General features: G+C 46.8%; 16 protein-coding genes. 3 read left to right on the forward strand and 13 right to left on the reverse strand.

The genetic code is table 11. The features are described from left to right. A partial coding sequence (locus tag AC4E7D_RS04265; RefSeq protein ID WP_490172569.1) for a glycoside hydrolase family 32 protein occupies positions 1–923 on the forward strand: 923 nt, incomplete at its 5' end. A 20-nt stretch (positions 924–943) separates the two neighbouring features. Here the strand turns inward: AC4E7D_RS04265 and AC4E7D_RS04270 are convergent. From AC4E7D_RS04270 to AC4E7D_RS04305, 8 genes are all read right to left on the reverse strand, one after another. Beyond that, positions 944–1,678, reverse strand: coding sequence for a glutamine amidotransferase (locus AC4E7D_RS04270; protein ID WP_490172570.1), 735 nt, complete (start codon positions 1,676–1,678; stop codon positions 944–946). Between the two features lie 60 nt (positions 1,679–1,738). Beyond that, a complete protein-coding gene (locus AC4E7D_RS04275; protein ID WP_490172571.1) occupies positions 1,739–2,455 on the reverse strand; it encodes a class I SAM-dependent methyltransferase in 717 nt (238 codons plus the stop codon). A gap of 106 nt (positions 2,456–2,561) precedes the next feature. Beyond that, positions 2,562–3,011 carry a hypothetical protein gene (locus AC4E7D_RS04280; RefSeq protein WP_490172572.1) on the reverse strand — a complete coding sequence of 150 codons (450 nt, stop codon included), beginning with the start codon at positions 3,009–3,011 and terminating at the stop codon, positions 2,562–2,564. Positions 3,012–3,055: 44 nt separating this feature from the next. After that, entirely contained in the window at positions 3,056–3,493 is a 438-nt protein-coding gene (locus AC4E7D_RS04285; protein WP_490172573.1) for a nucleotidyltransferase domain-containing protein, read from the reverse strand. Positions 3,494–3,524: 31 nt separating this feature from the next. After that, complete coding sequence (locus AC4E7D_RS04290) at positions 3,525–5,252, reverse strand: amidohydrolase (protein WP_490172574.1); 1,728 nt, start codon at positions 5,250–5,252, stop codon at positions 3,525–3,527. Between the two features lie 87 nt (positions 5,253–5,339). Beyond that, the gene (locus AC4E7D_RS04295; protein WP_490172575.1) at positions 5,340–6,284 is read right to left on the reverse strand and encodes a hypothetical protein; all 945 of its coding nucleotides are present in this window, start codon (positions 6,282–6,284) and stop codon (positions 5,340–5,342) included. A gap of 294 nt (positions 6,285–6,578) precedes the next feature. Continuing rightward, positions 6,579–7,463 (reverse strand): glycoside hydrolase family 16 protein, encoded by an 885-nt coding sequence (locus AC4E7D_RS04300; protein WP_490172576.1) that lies wholly within the window; start codon positions 7,461–7,463, stop codon positions 6,579–6,581. A gap of 33 nt (positions 7,464–7,496) precedes the next feature. Continuing rightward, the gene (locus AC4E7D_RS04305; protein ID WP_490172577.1) at positions 7,497–7,949 is read right to left on the reverse strand and encodes a GNAT family N-acetyltransferase; all 453 of its coding nucleotides are present in this window, start codon (positions 7,947–7,949) and stop codon (positions 7,497–7,499) included. A gap of 173 nt (positions 7,950–8,122) precedes the next feature. On the opposite strand from AC4E7D_RS04305, the gene AC4E7D_RS04310 reads away from it, so the two are divergent. Then, positions 8,123–8,962 (forward strand): GLPGLI family protein, encoded by an 840-nt coding sequence (locus AC4E7D_RS04310; protein ID WP_490172578.1) that lies wholly within the window; start codon positions 8,123–8,125, stop codon positions 8,960–8,962. A gap of 44 nt (positions 8,963–9,006) precedes the next feature. Beyond that, positions 9,007–11,721 (forward strand): TonB-dependent receptor, encoded by a 2,715-nt coding sequence (locus AC4E7D_RS04315; protein WP_490172579.1) that lies wholly within the window; start codon positions 9,007–9,009, stop codon positions 11,719–11,721. A 15-nt stretch (positions 11,722–11,736) separates the two neighbouring features. Here the strand turns inward: AC4E7D_RS04315 and AC4E7D_RS04320 are convergent, their stop codons facing one another. The 5 genes from AC4E7D_RS04320 to AC4E7D_RS04340 form a co-directional block, all read right to left on the reverse strand. Continuing rightward, positions 11,737–12,024 carry a TIGR04104 family putative zinc finger protein gene (locus AC4E7D_RS04320; protein WP_490172580.1) on the reverse strand — a complete coding sequence of 96 codons (288 nt, stop codon included), beginning with the start codon at positions 12,022–12,024 and terminating at the stop codon, positions 11,737–11,739. A 108-nt stretch (positions 12,025–12,132) separates the two neighbouring features. After that, positions 12,133–13,236, reverse strand: coding sequence for a DUF7486 family protein (locus AC4E7D_RS04325; RefSeq protein WP_490172581.1), 1,104 nt, complete (start codon positions 13,234–13,236; stop codon positions 12,133–12,135). Positions 13,237–13,400: 164 nt separating this feature from the next. Next, positions 13,401–13,601, reverse strand: a complete 201-nt coding sequence (locus AC4E7D_RS04330; protein WP_490172582.1) for a hypothetical protein — start codon at positions 13,599–13,601, stop codon at positions 13,401–13,403. A gap of 1 nt (position 13,602) precedes the next feature. Beyond that, positions 13,603–13,959 (reverse strand): FEKKY domain-containing protein, encoded by a 357-nt coding sequence (locus AC4E7D_RS04335; protein WP_490172583.1) that lies wholly within the window; start codon positions 13,957–13,959, stop codon positions 13,603–13,605. A 182-nt stretch (positions 13,960–14,141) separates the two neighbouring features. After that, positions 14,142–14,821 (reverse strand): sugar O-acetyltransferase (locus AC4E7D_RS04340; RefSeq protein WP_490172584.1); only part of this gene is annotated, 680 nt, incomplete at its 5' end.

Raw genomic sequence — 14,821 nt, forward strand, 5'->3', positions numbered from 1 at the left:
GGTCAGGCAACCTTAAGGAGTGGGAGTATCTCAGTGATTTTGGAAAGGAGCAGGGGGCTCATGGGGGTGTCTGGGAATGCCCGGACCTCTTCCCTTTGACGGTGCCTGGAACCGGAGAAACAAAATGGGTATTGATCATTAGTATTAATCCCGGGGCACCCAATGGAGGTAGCGGCACCCAGTATTTTCTTGGGGATTTTGATGGCACACACTTTGTTTCCGAACAGGAGGAAGCGCACTGGCTTGATTGGGGTACGGACAATTACGCCGGGGTCACCTATAACAACACCCCCAATGGGGAACGGATTTTTATCGGTTGGATGAGCAACTGGGATTATGCCCGGGATACACCCACAGAACGCTGGAGGAGCGCCATGACCCTTCCACGGAGGCTGGGACTACAAAAAATCGGCGAGGAGGTAACACTAGTGAATTACCCGCTCTCCTCAGTGGATAAGCTGATATCCAAAGGGGAAAAGAAAACCCTATCAGTAGCCGCAGGGGACAGGCAGACGCTGATCTTTGATAAAAACAATCAGGCAGAACTTCGTTTTACCACGACAGCCCGGAACTTTATACTGACATTTTCGAATGAAACAGGAGATCAACTGGTTCTGGCAGTGGATAAGCAAAGAAAGGAAATGACGCTGGACCGCAGGAATTCAGGCAAGGTGGATTTTCAGGAGGCTTTTGGTGCGCAAGTTCACCGGATTCCACTCAATAACCTGCCGGACGGAAATGTGGAGTTTCGGCTTATCCTCGATTGGTCTTCCCTGGAAGTATTTGTGAACGGTGGTCAGTACGTGGCCACCAGTCAAATATTTCCCAATGCCCCATATAGCCAATTACACGTACAGAATACCGGTAAGGAGGACTTATCCCTGGAATCACTGGAAATCAATGAGATGAAATCAATTTGGTAATATACTAAGGGATGTAGGTTTTAATTCTTTGGTTTGTAACGCTTTACAAACCTCTTCAGGATTTCCTTGGGGATCATCGTTTTGATCTTTTTTACTTCTGCAATCAGGTCTTCGGCTTGTTCCGGGTCAAAATAGCCGTAATTCTTGTACGTATTGATCCGGATAATAAACTCATTGGCATCGGCTTCCGGATGAAACTGGGTGGCATAGATGTTCTTTTTCATCCTGAACATTTGGACAGGACAGGGCTCGGAAGTGGCCAGGAGTACTGCACCCTTCGGCACCTGATCACAGGCTTCTTTATGTCCGACCCTTGCGATAAAGGAGACCGGTAATCCCTCGAGAAGCGGGTCTTTTTTTCCTTCAGGAGTCACTTTTATTTCTGTGCTGCCTATGGGTTCCCCATATTTTTTTGAGATTGGTGAGCCGCAGTATTGCCCGAGGAGGCCGTTGCCCGAGCAACACCCCAGAAAAGGAAAGTCACTGGGAATCAGCTGATCAAAAAGGTTCTGGTAAAAGCCTTCGATGGCTTTTTGGACCTGGCTCTTGTTTTGTTCAGGGGTGCTCACATCAAATGGGCTGCCCCCGGCAACGATCCCCCAGTAATTCTCCAGATCTATCGTGGGGATGCCCTGTTCGAGCCGTATGCGGTGTACCTCTTTTTTGCTCAGGCCTCCCACCCGGAGTATGGCCTCAAACTCGCTGTCTGCCGTAGCATCCTCCGGCCGCATTTGTAATATCAGCATCCTTTTCATAGGCACGTATGCTAAATGCTAATATACGTCACCCGCAGAAGATAGGCGAGCATTTTAGTCTCATTCTTTTACGAAAACCATGCAATGCTGCCAGGGCAGGTTCCCAATATTTTCTTCAAGTTGAAAGCCAGCAGCTTTCATTTCCTTTACTGCCTGTTGTTCTGACATTTTGTGTAGTTCTTTGATCGGTACTGTTGCATCCTCTGCCCGGTATTCAATGAGGTATAATTTGGCGTCTGAGCGCATGGCTTTGTAGAGCGATGCTATCAGTTCTTTGGGAAAGCTAATTTCGTGGTATACATCCACAAGGAGTACCTTGTCTACAGAATTATCAGGCAGGTTTACACGCTTTTCATCTCCTTTTACGGGCTGCACATTGGAAATCCCCTTGGCCTCAATTTTCCGGCTGATCTCCGCCAGCATTTCGGTTTGTATGTCCACGGCATAGACCAGTCCCTGTTTAGCCAGTGCTGACATTTTAAACACGTGATAACCTGAGCCTGCACCAATATCTGCAATAGTATCACCAGGCTGTATGTCCATGTTCTTCAATAAGAGAGAAGTTCTTTCTTCCTGTTCCCGTTCCGGTCGCTCCAGCCAACTCATGCCCTGGTAGCCCATTACCCGGGCGATCTCCCGATCCATATACCATTTTCCTATCCCGTTCCAGTCTCCGGACTTATAGGTATAATGATCGTCAGATCTTTGTTGTGAATTACAGCTGGATAATGGAAAAGCGAGTACAGCCAGCAGCAGTATGTGCAATATCCTCTTCATGGCAAGTTTTTCCGCTAAAATTAAGGATAACCCTTCACAACATAATACTTGTTCAGTAAATCTTAAGAATATAAAAACTCCAAGGGGCCTTATATTTTTTGCAGGATTATTTAGGCTTTGTTCTGAATAGGGAGTAGACTCCAAAGACTATGGCCAGAACAATGGGTGCAGCAACGGTGAAGTACGAATTGAACCAAAATATCTTCATGGCTAATTGCCCTCCCTGAAATTCAGCTTTCTCAGTAAAGGTATTCGAAATGTTGCCAGCCAAGAGGTAGCTGATCGGAATCCAAAGTACGGCCAGGGCGATAAGTATTTTTAGGAGTAATGCGAATACCTTCTCGGTTTTGGATTGAGGCTTGCGAAAGCCCTTTATGGAAAAATAGAAGACAAAGGGCAGCGCAATCATGCCTAGCCCGGTGATGAATGTACCCAGGGGGGTATAGCTGGAATTAGACAGGGAAATCAATAAAACCGAAGATCCGGTAGCAAGCAAATAAAGGCTAAGCCCAAAAATGATCAGGGAAACTATAAGACCAATCTTTCTTTTATTCATAAAAGCTCAATTGTCTTTTCTGTAATACAAAACGAAAGACGAATTTATGGATTTGTATTCACTTCTCTCAACAGCCTGGACAGGATTTGATGGGGATCGAATAAAATCTTGTAGCCGTCTGATACCACCTGCTGCGTTCCTACATCCAAAGGTTCAATATTGGCCCAGGATGTATCTGCAAAGCTAAACTCAATTTTGGCATTGCTTTTCATAAGCACATGCCTGGACCATACGTTTCCGTATACCTTGTCCTCAAAGGAGTCAATTTTATCGTTTATAGTTTCAAAAGGGATTCGGGACAACCAGTCTGTTTCCCTGAAATGCTTTTTATCCGTGACGATAATGGAGAGGTCGATATCCGAATGTTCCCCTGCTGTTCCCCTGGCCCAGGAGCCGCACAAGCCCAGAGCCAATACTCCTTTATTCGTTTTTGCGAAGTGTATTGCCAGGTCCAGGATTTCAGAAAGATTTTTACTATTCACTTTGTCTGCTATGCCAGTGAGAAACTGGAATTCAATCCGCACTTGAATACACTACTTCCCCATTAAAAATGGTCATGACAATTTTCGTATTGAGGAGTTCCTGCTCGGGTACGGTCATCAGGTCCTGGTCGTATATAGTAAAATCAGCCAGTTTTCCTGTTACAATGGAGCCCTTGATTTCCTCTTCGAATGCCCCGTAGGCCGCATCCAGGGTATAGGATTTCAGTGCCTGTTCGCGGGTCATCTTTTCGGCGGGTTCGTAGCCGTCTTCTGGAGTGCCCTTGAGTGTTTTCCTGCTCACACTCGCGTAGAAACTGGCGATGGGATCAATGGGTTCCACGGGGACATCGGTACCGTTTACGATGGGGATGCCACTTTGCAACAGGCTTTGCCACATATACGCCCCTTCTTTGATCCGTTTTTCACCCAAACGATCGATTGCCCAGGGGCGGTCAGACGACATATGGATGGCCTGCATGGCGGGGATCACCCCCAGTTCTGCAAAACGCGGGATGTCTTCCGGGTGCAGGTGTTGGGCGTGTTCAATCCGGAACCTGTGATCTGTAGCCAGGTCAGGGAAAGTGGTGAAGGCGGCCTCATATCTGTCCAGGATTTCCCGGTTTGCCCGGTCGCCAATGGCGTGAGAACACACCTGGAAACCATTTTGGAGGCCATTGAGGGAGGTTTCTTTGACAAAATCCATGGGGAGGGTCTCGTGTCCAAAATGGCCGGGCCGATCTGTGTATTCTTCTAGCAGCCAGGCTCCGCGGGATCCCAGGGCGCCGTCACAGTTTAGTTTTATCGATCGGATGGTGAACAAGTGGTCCGGGTCTACCATAGGCCCTTTTTCATACCATTCGTCCAGTAGTACCTTATCCCAACCCGTGAGCATGGCATACATGCGGATATTCATTTCCCCAGCAGCTTTCATCTCTTCATAGAGGGCGATGGTTCCCCTGCCGATACCGGCATCGTGGAAACCGGTAATGCCGTGTCTGTGGCAGGCGGCTACAGCCAGCTCAAAAGCTTTGATGTCCCGTTCAGGAGTATTTTCCGGGACGTGTCTGGTAATGAGGGTTTGGGCGCGTTCGTTGAAAACCCCTGTTGGCCTGCCCAGGGCATCACGGATGACTTCACCCCCTTCTATTTCCAGGGTATTTATGCCTTCTTTGTCCAGGACCTGTATGCCAGCGATTTCCATGGCTTTGGCGTTGGCAAAACCTGCATGACCGCTGGCGTGGCGTAGATACACAGGGTTTTCCGGAGATACAGCGCTCAGCCGGTCATGCGTCTGAAACCCCTTTACCGTAGCAGAGGGCATGGAATCCCATTTGCTCTGGTGCCAGCCCCTGCCTGTAATCCATTCCCCTGGCTGTGCTGTTTTTACTTTCTCGGCTACGGCATCGATGATCTGCTGATAGCTGGTAGTGTTCATCAGGTCCAGGTCCAGTTCGTTGTACCCCAGGCCCATGAAATGCCCGTGTCCCTCGATAAGACCCGGGGTCATAGTTTTCCCTTGCAGGTCGATCAACTCGGTCTGATCGGTTTTGTACTGTTCGGCTTCTTCCAGGCTTCCCGCAAACAGGATAAGGTTGTCCTTGACCGCAACGGCCTCTACCGTGGCCTGTGCGGAATCCACCGTATAAATGGGCCCTCCGTAAATAAGCAGGGTGGCGGCTTCTTTTTGAGGGGCAGAACATGCCGATAACAGGAGAATCTTTAAGGTTAATGCCAGGATTATGGGTTTAGGTAATTGCATTATTGTTGGATTTTACTGGTGTTATAATTTGGTTTATAGTAGGTAAGTATCAGGCCTTAATCCTTTAGATATCCAGCTCCTTCCTCCTTACTCTGTATAATGTTTGCTCAGAAAAAGGTACAACTTGTTTTCCAAAATTGCATTTAATTCTGGAAGGTCTTTAAGTCCAAAAATAAATGCAATGGCTATAGGATCTGTCCTCCAATACGTATGGCCTTCATAAAAGCCATAGCGCATGATATACTGGGGCTCCATTTCTCCGGTATGCATGATGCTTAGTTTGCTAATCAATTCCGCCATCTGTTCCTGATCTAGTGAGGCATAATGTTGCTTGAGGTAATTCTGTTCTTCTGGAGCCAGTTCCGTCCAGAGTTTAATGTAAAATGCACCCCCTATACCATCGTTAAAAATGGATTTCTGTCCCCCTTTGGTGTCCTCTGCCTCCACAAAAACTTTTCGGTTATTGTAAAAGAAATAGGGGATGTTTTCCCATTTGTGCCTGGCCATGTTCCAGCGATTCAGAGAGAGGTCCGTATCCATCATATTCAGCACATGAAATAAAGGTTGGGCCATTTGTGGGTGCGTGAATCCCAGTTTACCCACCAGATGATTATCCCCTTTAAGGACGGATATGATGTCCTCATCTTCAGCCATAAACCCTGCCTGGGAAAGGCCATTGGGCCGCCCCAGCCTTGTTATTTTTTCCAATTCCCAACCGGTAATGGTCCGGATGGTATCCAATGTAGCTTCCGAATGCAGGCCTGTTCGCGCCAAATCAGGAAAGTCAAGAGTATCTACGATGAGTTGCTTGCAAATTTCGTAAGCGTTGCCTGGTGTTACCTGTATGATGGCATATTTTTTTTCCCGGGTAACCGCAACCACATATTCATAGCCCTGTTTGGTCCGGAAAGGGGAAGGGAGAACTGGTTTTTCCGCATTTACCTGGGGATAGATCTTGTAAGGGATCGTATCCAATTCCGTTAGGGTGTACTGTGAATAACCGTACAAAGTCGACAGGAAGAGGAGAATCATTATCAGACAGTATTTTGCCTTCATAATCCACATTGACTAAGGGTGTAAAGCGGTTTTAATTCGGTCTTAATTCCTCTATGAAATTACCAAATTCTCCAGAGATTTCTTCAAATATGGACCGGTGAAATTAGCAGATCCGAAAGCATTCGGCATCTTGTGGTATATCTTGAAATTACAGGAGCGATATTTTATTCTCCATAATCCCGGATAAACCTCTGAGTACCTTCCGGATTTTTAGTTCCCCTGTCTATGTCCACTATCCCAGGTTCCTAAAAAAAAAGAATTAGCTAAGTGCTACCCTTCTTTCTGGTACACCCGTACCCAATCCACGTACATGTATTGCGGAAATGTGGTGGATGCGTCGGGGCGGCCAGAGAATCTACCCCCTACGGCAATGTTGAGGAGCAGGAAGTATTCGTTGTGGAATTCGGAAAGTTCCGGGGCCGAAATGGGCATAGAAGTTATTTCCTCGCCATCGAGCAGCCAGCTTACCTTCTCTGCATCCCATTCCAGTTCAAAGACATGAAAATCGTCCGCAAACTTTCCTGAGGCCAATTTATGGGCTACTGCTCCCATACTGGCATGTTTGTCGTTTTTATCAGCGTAGTGGAGGTTGACCTCAATGGTCCCGTCGTCCCTGGAGCCATACAGTTCTAAAATATCGATCTCCCCACATTGCGGCCAGGGGGTATCGCCGCCGTTCTCATCAATGTTCGCCCCCAGCATCCAGAAGGCCGGCCAGATACCCTTACCATAGGGAAGCTTGATACGGGCTGCGATCTTCCCGTATGTAAAGGTCTGTTTGTTGGCTGTATTCAAACGGGCAGAGGAATACTGGTCCATCCCATGCGTATCGCTTTCGTGTATGGCTTTGATAACCAGGTAATTGTCCTCAATGTAGGCATTCTCACTGCTGTTAGTGTAGCGTTGCCATTCGTCGTTAAAACGCCCGGCTTCTTCCACCTGGAAATTCCAGTTGTCAGGGTTGATGGAGGGGGAATCGAATTCGTCCGACCAGGCCAGGTTCCAGTCCTCTCCGGGTTGGTAGTGGTCTTCTTTTACAGGGTTCATAAGCTCAATTTCTTTGCTTTCCGTTGCTGACGCATCTTTTTTGTTTTCTTTACAGGAGGTGATAACAAAGAGGGCGCAAAATACAAAAGTGGGCAGCCAATTTTTCATTTTCAGATTATTTAATACGTAGTTTTTATTCGGCTAGAAAAGGGCTATCTCATATATTCGGGACTCCTCTTCCCAGGGGTGATAGCCCTGCCCGATATAGGTAAATCCGTACTTTTCATAGTACCCCACATGGCCCGTGCAGAGGTATACATATTTAAATCCGGCTTTTTTGGCATCTTCCTTTGCCTTTTCCATTAGCAGGCTGGCATAGGCATTGCCGCGATGGGCTTCGTCAATGAAGAGCGCATTGATCCAGGGATAGAGGTCACCCCGGCTGATGAAGTCATTGGTAATGAGCCCCGCACAGCCGATTATTTCCCTGTCCTTTTCCAGCAAATACCACTGGGGTAATACGTCCCTGGCCCCAATACTATGGGTTATTGCATCCTCATAAATTATGGGCGTTACACTGGGCCAGCTTTGTTGAAAATATGCGATCGCCCGGTCTTTATATTCAGGATTTTCCCTTATGGATATGATTTTCATAGTTATGGTGACCAGATTTTTTGTAAAAGTAATAATAGAGGATGCTATTACGGCAATAGATTTTCAAGCAAATAATTGCATGAAGATGTATGTTAATGTTTTAATAAACAATTAAATAATGTTTAATCTTTCACTACATTCGTTAAACATATAAATAACCAGAGCAACCCGTTATGAGATCAATATTTGTCAAATCCAGTTTTCTAGCCCTTATCTTCTTGTTTTCGTTTACACCTAATACTCAGGAATTCCAGGGGCAAGCGGTTTATTTCACCAAAACCAAAATGGAACTTGGTGCCTGGGGAGCACGTCTGAGCGAGGCCCAGAAGAAACAGATACAGGCCCGTCTCAAAAACAGGTTGGAAAAAACCTATGTGCTGAACTTCAACAAAGAGGAATCGGTGTTTGACGAAGAAGAAAAACTGGATGCCTGGTCGGGTGCTACGGATTCATGGGGAAAAAACTTCTCACCGGGCAAGTCATATAAAAATATTAAAGAAAACGCCTTGGTACAGAGCCAGGAGTTTTATGGGAAACAATTTCTCGTCAAGGATGAATTACTGGCCCTCAACTGGAAGATGGGCACAGCATCCAAACAAATTGGGCAGTATATGTGTTTTAAAGCTACAGCATCGGTGCCTACCTCCGAGTTGACCTGGTATAATTTTTCCTGGAGTAAACTGAGACGAACAACTCCAAAGGAGAGCGATGCGGCCGGTGACGAGGCTCAAGAAGCTGAAATACAAATGACCGAGATCGAAGCCTGGTATACGCCTCAAATTCCGGTTGGGCATGGCCCTGGTGAGTATTGGGGACTGCCCGGACTCATACTGGAAGTAAGTGCCGGCAATACTGTAATGCTGTGTTCTAAAATAGTAATGAACCCTCAGGAGAAAATCAAGATCGAAGCGCCCGAGAAAGGTAAGGTCATCACCAAGATGGCATACCAGGAAACCATTACCGAGAAGATGCGGGAAATGAGGGACAACCGGGGGCGACGAAGAAGCAGATAGTTGCTGAGTTCAAATACTTCCTTACCGACAAGCAAACCAATTTGATGAAAAAAATTCTTTTAATCGCCCTGCTATTCGCAGTGGGGAGATCCTATGCCCAGGTGCGGCTTGAAGGGGTGGTCAGGGATAGTCTCAACCAACCCCTTGAATCAGCCAACGTGATTGCCATCAACCAGGAAACCAGTGGCCTGGAATCCTTTGGGGTCACTGACGAACAGGGAAAATACCGGCTGGAGCTCGGCAAGAACGGCACCTACAAGATCCAGATCAGCTTTGTGGGCATGAAGACCTTTACGGAAATCCTGACTACCCAGGAGAGCGACATTACCAAAGATTACGCACTGGAAGCAGACAATGTTTTGGAAGGGGTAGAGCTGGTCTACGAAATGCCAGTGACCGTTCAGGGGGATACCGTAGTGTATAATGCTGATTCGTTTAAGAACGGGACTGAAAGAAAGCTCGAAGATGTATTGGAGAAACTACCCGGGGTGGAGATCAATGAAGAAGGGCAGATTGAAGTAGAGGGCAAGGTAGTCAATAAGCTCATGGTAAACGGCAAGGACTTTTTTGATGGGGATACTAAACTGGCCTCCAAGAACATCCCATCCAAGGCAGTGGATAAAATACAGGTACTGCGTAACTATTCCGAAGTAGGGCAATTGCGCAGCGTGACCAATAACCAGGACAATGTCGCCCTGAATATCAAGCTCAAGGAAGGAAAGGAAAATTTTTGGTTTGGGGACGTTACGGCAGGTGGCGGGGCCTCCACGGACAAGGAACTCTATTTGTTTCAGCCGAAGTTGTTTTATTACAGCCCCAAATACACCATAAATTTTATTGGGGATATCAACAATACCGGGGAAGTAGCGCTAACGAGAAGAGACATACGGAATTTTGGCGGCGGCTTCCGTGCACCGAGCAGGAGCAGTGGTACCAATATCAATCTGGGGGACAACAGCCTCAATTTCCTGACCAATCAGGGCAATGCCCTGGAAATCGAAAACAAACTGGCCTCAGGTAATTTCAGCTACTCCCCTTCTCAGGCGCTGGACCTGAGTGGTTTTATGATCTACAATAACAGCAGGATCCGTTCCCGGGAAACCAGCTTCATTCAATATACCGACCCGGACCTGGGGATCCCGGATGAAGCTACCGAGCAAACCAGTACTGAGCGTTCGGATCAGGGCTTGTTGAAACTCAGTGCCAAGTATCAGCCCAACCTAAACAACCAACTGGATTACGATGTATTGGGACGGGTTTCTAATGACCGGCAGGACCAAAATGTATTCTCCTCGGTAATTGGAAATACGAACCAGCTGGATGAAGTTACCCCCTTCAGTCTCAATCAGAACCTGAATTATTATTTCACGCTGGACGAGAACAACATCTTCGCCCTGGAGGCACAGCATTTGATAAAGAATGAGGACCCTTTTTACAATGCCTTGTTGGTCAATGACCCCAATGGCCCGGACGCCTTCGATACCACCGCAGAGACCCTGGGACTGGATACCTCCCTGAACAACTACGACCTTGGGCAAAACCGGCGCATTAAGTCCAACCAGCTGGATGCTAAGCTGGATTACTATTATATCATTAATCCCAAAAGCAATCTCAATCTCACGTTCGGGACCATCCTGAGCCGACAGGAATTCAATTCCAATATCTTTCAATTCCTGGAGGGGGGCACGGTACTAAATCCAACCCCAACCTTTAATGACGGCCGGGCGGTTAACGATACAGAATACAATTTCAGTGATGTGTACCTGGGGGTGCATTACCGGGTGAGGATGGGTAAGTTTACCCTCACCCCCGGATTTTCGGTACATGCCTATGGGAATAAGAACTCACAGTTTGGAGAGACGTTCAAGGATAACTTCTTCCGGTTGTTACCGGACTTTGAAACCCGGATCCAGCTAAAGAAGAGCGAATCCCTGACATTCAGGTATGACATGCGTAACCAGTTCACAGATGTTACGCGCCTTGCCCAGGGATTAGTGCTAAACAACTTTAACAGCATACAGTTCGGGGAGCCTGATCTGCAGAATGCGCTTTCGCATAACCTGAGCCTGTTCTACAGTAGTTTTAACCTCTTCAATTATACCAATGTATTTGCAAGGGCGGCCTATTCCAGCAATATCGACCAGATAAGGAGCCTTACGACATTTGAAAACGTCATTCGTACCAGCACTTTCTTCAATTCCAGTTTTGCCGATGAGAACTTTAACGTTTTTGGAAGGGTTCAGCGCACTTTTGGCAAGATCAGGGCCACTATGAATGCAAGCTTTAACTACAGTAAGATCAACCAGTTTATCCAGGGGCAGCGCTCCCTGAATGAGGGGTATACACAGACCTATACCCCCGGGATCCGAACGAATTACCGGATCGCACCCAATGTTAGCCTCAGGTACCGCTACAGTGTAACCAATAACAACCAGGGAGGGCGGAGCACAAAATTTGTGACCACTGCTCCTTCCGTGGAGTTTGATGCCTATATATGGAAAGCGGTTACCTTCCGCACCAATTATGCCTTTACCAGGCAGGACCTGGGGAACGGAGAATCCCAATCCTTTCAGAACTGGGACGCTACCCTGTCCTACCGGAAGGACCGGGATGCTAAATGGGAATATGAGGTTCGCGCCACGAACATCCTGGACATCGATGCCCAGGTAAGAAACGCAGCGAACAACGTTTCGGTTTTTTCTTCGGAGACCTTTATTCAGCCCCGGTTTGTGACCTTCCGAATGGTGTACACTTTGTAATGCCCTGGGGCTTTTCTATGATACTTTTCTGAATTTATAAAAGGGTGTGCTTATAAGGATGAGTATTCCAATAAGCAGTAATGCTAAAAGTATTGAAATGTATCCCAGGCTGTAGTGTTCACTGATGAAGTAAGTGGATACGAAAGATACCATTACAATCAGTGCTACCAAAAGCCTATTCATCAGGGTGTGTTCATACACTGTCCCGCATTTGGAACATTTGATAGGGTAGTAGCCGATCCAGGTGGATTTCAGGATCTGTCCTGACGAAAAGGGGGTGTTGCAACTTTCACATTGTTTCATACTGTTACCAATTAGCAAGGACCAATATAAAACCAAGGCAGCTTCTGCTGCCCTGGTTATAGGGAGGTTTATATTCTTGCTGGCTTAATCAGGTGAAATTCCAGGCCGTTAATTTGTTTGTGGCAGCGATTTGATATGTGCCTGAATGTCCACCCCGTTGATTGTGGCTTCAAGAGCTTCTTCAGCCACCTTTACACCTTTCACATCATTGAGCTGTCCTTCTGCTGAAATGGCCTTAATGCCATAAAATTCCCCTTCTTTATTGATGGCTTTAATGTGGATAATGTTGCCGTCCCTTTGTACACCCTTGACGTCCAGTTTGTCGCCTTCCGACGTTAATGCCTTAATATCATAATTAGTACCGTCTGCCCCTATGGCCTTAACAGGGGCATATTGGTCAGCACTTACCAGGATCTTTACAGGGACTTTCTCCCCTTCCATCAGGGCCTTAACATCCATAAATTGTTGTTGGCCTGCATCCTGTATGGCTTTTACATCAAAGATATTTCCATCACTGTCCAGTGCCTTGACATCAAGGGTCTGTCCTTCGGGATGTATGGCTTTGATGTGCCAGATGGTGGTTTCGCTCGGTAATCCCGCCTGGGGCAGGGCTTTAATGTGAGCATGCACTTTCACCCCATTTATGGTGGCTTCCAGATCTTCTTCAGACACCTTAACCCCTTTTACATCGTTCAGCAATCCTTCTGTGGAAATGGCCTTGACCCCATAGAATTCCCCTTCCTCGTTAATGGCTTTGATGTCGATGATATTTCCGGCCCGTTGTACGCCTTTTACGTCCAGTTTATCCCCATCCGGGGTGAGGGCCTTGATATCAAAAATGGTCCCGTCAGCACCAATGGCCTTTACAGGGGCGTATTCATCTGAACTCAATAAAATCTTAACCGGAACTTTTTCCCCATTCATCAGGGCTTTCACGTCCATTAATTGGCGCTGTTCCGAATCCTGTATGGCTTTTACATCATAGATGTTGCCCTCCTTGTCCAGGGCTTTGATATCCATAAAACTACCTTCCGGATGGATGGCCTTGATATTCCAGATAGCCTCTTCGGCCACCTGGGCAGCGCTTTCCTGAACTTCTGTTTGGGCTTCTGGCGCGGCCTCCTTACAGGCAGATGACATAAAAAAGAGCCCGGATAAAAGAACGAGCCCTGCGAAACGAAGATGTACCAATGGTGTGTTTGTTTTTTTCATAATCAAGTGTGTTGTATATGCTAGTAATGAATTTGATTCAGGTGTTTTGTAATGAACGCGCCTTACAGAAAAAGGTTCCACTGTAGCTGTTTTAATCACGGGTTAAATGTAGGAATTTTTAGGGAAGGGAAATGTAACCTAAGCAGCGTCTATGGATACCCGCTTTAGTCTTGCATATTATTGGGGAATGCAGTAAATGTTCCCTCTTGTACGACCCCAAATACTGATTTTAATGCGGAGGGATCTTCCAGTGGATTTTCTTTAAGGATTATTAAGGTGGCCCTGGCATTTTCAAGGACATAAGCAATTTCCTTCCCACATCCCAGGCACATGATAACAACTATCGGAAGGATGTATTTTTTCATGTTATTCTATGCCTAAAGGTTTTACAGGCAACTCTTTCAGCCATTCTTCACCGTGCAAACGGTTTAGATACCGTGCAATCCTTTTATTGTTTTCACTTGCACTATTAAAGGCAAAGGGGTCAATAGCGCAATTCTCGATGTATAGCCCAATGCCGTATTTCCTTTTGAAGCGGATAAAGGAATCTGGGATATTGTTGTGGATCCCCGGTATTATGAAGTTAACGGTCCCATAGGTGATTTGCTCTTCGATTTGTTCATCTGTGAAGTTCTTTTTAATGCGGTCTACGGGAGCAACCAGCAACCATTCGCTAAGCAGTGGGGTGCCTCTGGGATATTCATGATCTACTGCAGCCCCCATTCCCCAAAGGTGTAAAATGGGAGAAAACAACAAGAAAATAAGTAAATGGAAGGTTATCCGCACGCTATTCTTCATTGGACTATGCTATAAAGACGACAATACCGCGAGAATGTGACAATATTGAGCCAAAAAGATTTATTATGCAGCATAGGGAAGGAAGGGGTAAGAATATGAAGCACTATTTATAGTTCTTTCACTACCTTACAGGGATTCCCCATGGCCAGTACATTGTCCGGAATATCTTTATTGACCACACTGCCGGCGCCGATAGTCACATTGTTCCCGATCTTCACCCCCGGAAAAATAATGGAATTCCCTCCGATCCAGACGTTGTCCCCTATGGTAACGGGTTTTGCCGAGGTCAGGTAGCGAGAGGTATTCCCCTCTTCAATTATGCGCTCCGCTGCTTTCAGGGGATGGGTGGCCGTGTAGATCTGCACGTAGGGCGCAATGAGCCCGTTTTTACCAATGGTAATCTTGTGGTTGTCCAGGAATATGCAATTGGTATTGACGAAGGTGTTGGTCCCAATGGAGATGTTTTCCCCGTAATCACAAAAAAACGGGGCTTCTATCCAGACACCTTCACCCACAGTTCCCAGCAACTCCCCCAAAAGCTGTTCCCGCTCTTCGGTCCATTCGGAATCCAGGTGGTTGTATGCCTTCAACAGCTTTCTTGCCCTGTGGTACATCCCCAATAGTTCCGGGTCCCGTGAATTATAGGTGTCGCCTTGTAGCATTTTTTCTTTTTCGGTCATTCTTGTTGAGGTTTCTGTTTTATCTAAAGGGAGGAGGACCAGAGGATCCAGGGGGTAGCCAGCAGAAAGATCAGGGTGTTCAGGACAGTGATGACGGCCCCCTGTTT

Source organism: Lentiprolixibacter sp. (assembly GCF_982873095.1).

Bases quoted from the DNA above. Each gene is read 5' to 3' on its own strand.
- AC4E7D_RS04270 (WP_490172570.1), bottom strand. From the start codon at position 1,678: ATGAAAAGGATGCTGATATTACAAATGCGGCCGGAGGATGCTACGGCA.
- AC4E7D_RS04275 (WP_490172571.1), bottom strand. From the start codon at position 2,455: ATGAAGAGGATATTGCACATACTGCTGCTGGCTGTACTCGCTTTTCCA.
- AC4E7D_RS04280 (WP_490172572.1), bottom strand. From the start codon at position 3,011: ATGAATAAAAGAAAGATTGGTCTTATAGTTTCCCTGATCATTTTTGGG.
- AC4E7D_RS04290 (WP_490172574.1), bottom strand. From the start codon at position 5,252: ATGCAATTACCTAAACCCATAATCCTGGCATTAACCTTAAAGATTCTC.
- AC4E7D_RS04295 (WP_490172575.1), bottom strand. From the start codon at position 6,284: ATGATTCTCCTCTTCCTGTCGACTTTGTACGGTTATTCACAGTACACC.
- AC4E7D_RS04300 (WP_490172576.1), bottom strand. From the start codon at position 7,463: ATGAAAAATTGGCTGCCCACTTTTGTATTTTGCGCCCTCTTTGTTATC.
- AC4E7D_RS04305 (WP_490172577.1), bottom strand. From the start codon at position 7,949: ATGAAAATCATATCCATAAGGGAAAATCCTGAATATAAAGACCGGGCG.
- AC4E7D_RS04310 (WP_490172578.1), top strand. From the start codon at position 8,123: ATGAGATCAATATTTGTCAAATCCAGTTTTCTAGCCCTTATCTTCTTG.
- AC4E7D_RS04315 (WP_490172579.1), top strand. From the start codon at position 9,007: ATGAAAAAAATTCTTTTAATCGCCCTGCTATTCGCAGTGGGGAGATCC.
- AC4E7D_RS04320 (WP_490172580.1), bottom strand. From the start codon at position 12,024: ATGAAACAATGTGAAAGTTGCAACACCCCCTTTTCGTCAGGACAGATC.
- AC4E7D_RS04325 (WP_490172581.1), bottom strand. From the start codon at position 13,236: ATGAAAAAAACAAACACACCATTGGTACATCTTCGTTTCGCAGGGCTC.
- AC4E7D_RS04330 (WP_490172582.1), bottom strand. From the start codon at position 13,601: ATGAAAAAATACATCCTTCCGATAGTTGTTATCATGTGCCTGGGATGT.
- AC4E7D_RS04335 (WP_490172583.1), bottom strand. From the start codon at position 13,959: ATGGGGGCTGCAGTAGATCATGAATATCCCAGAGGCACCCCACTGCTT.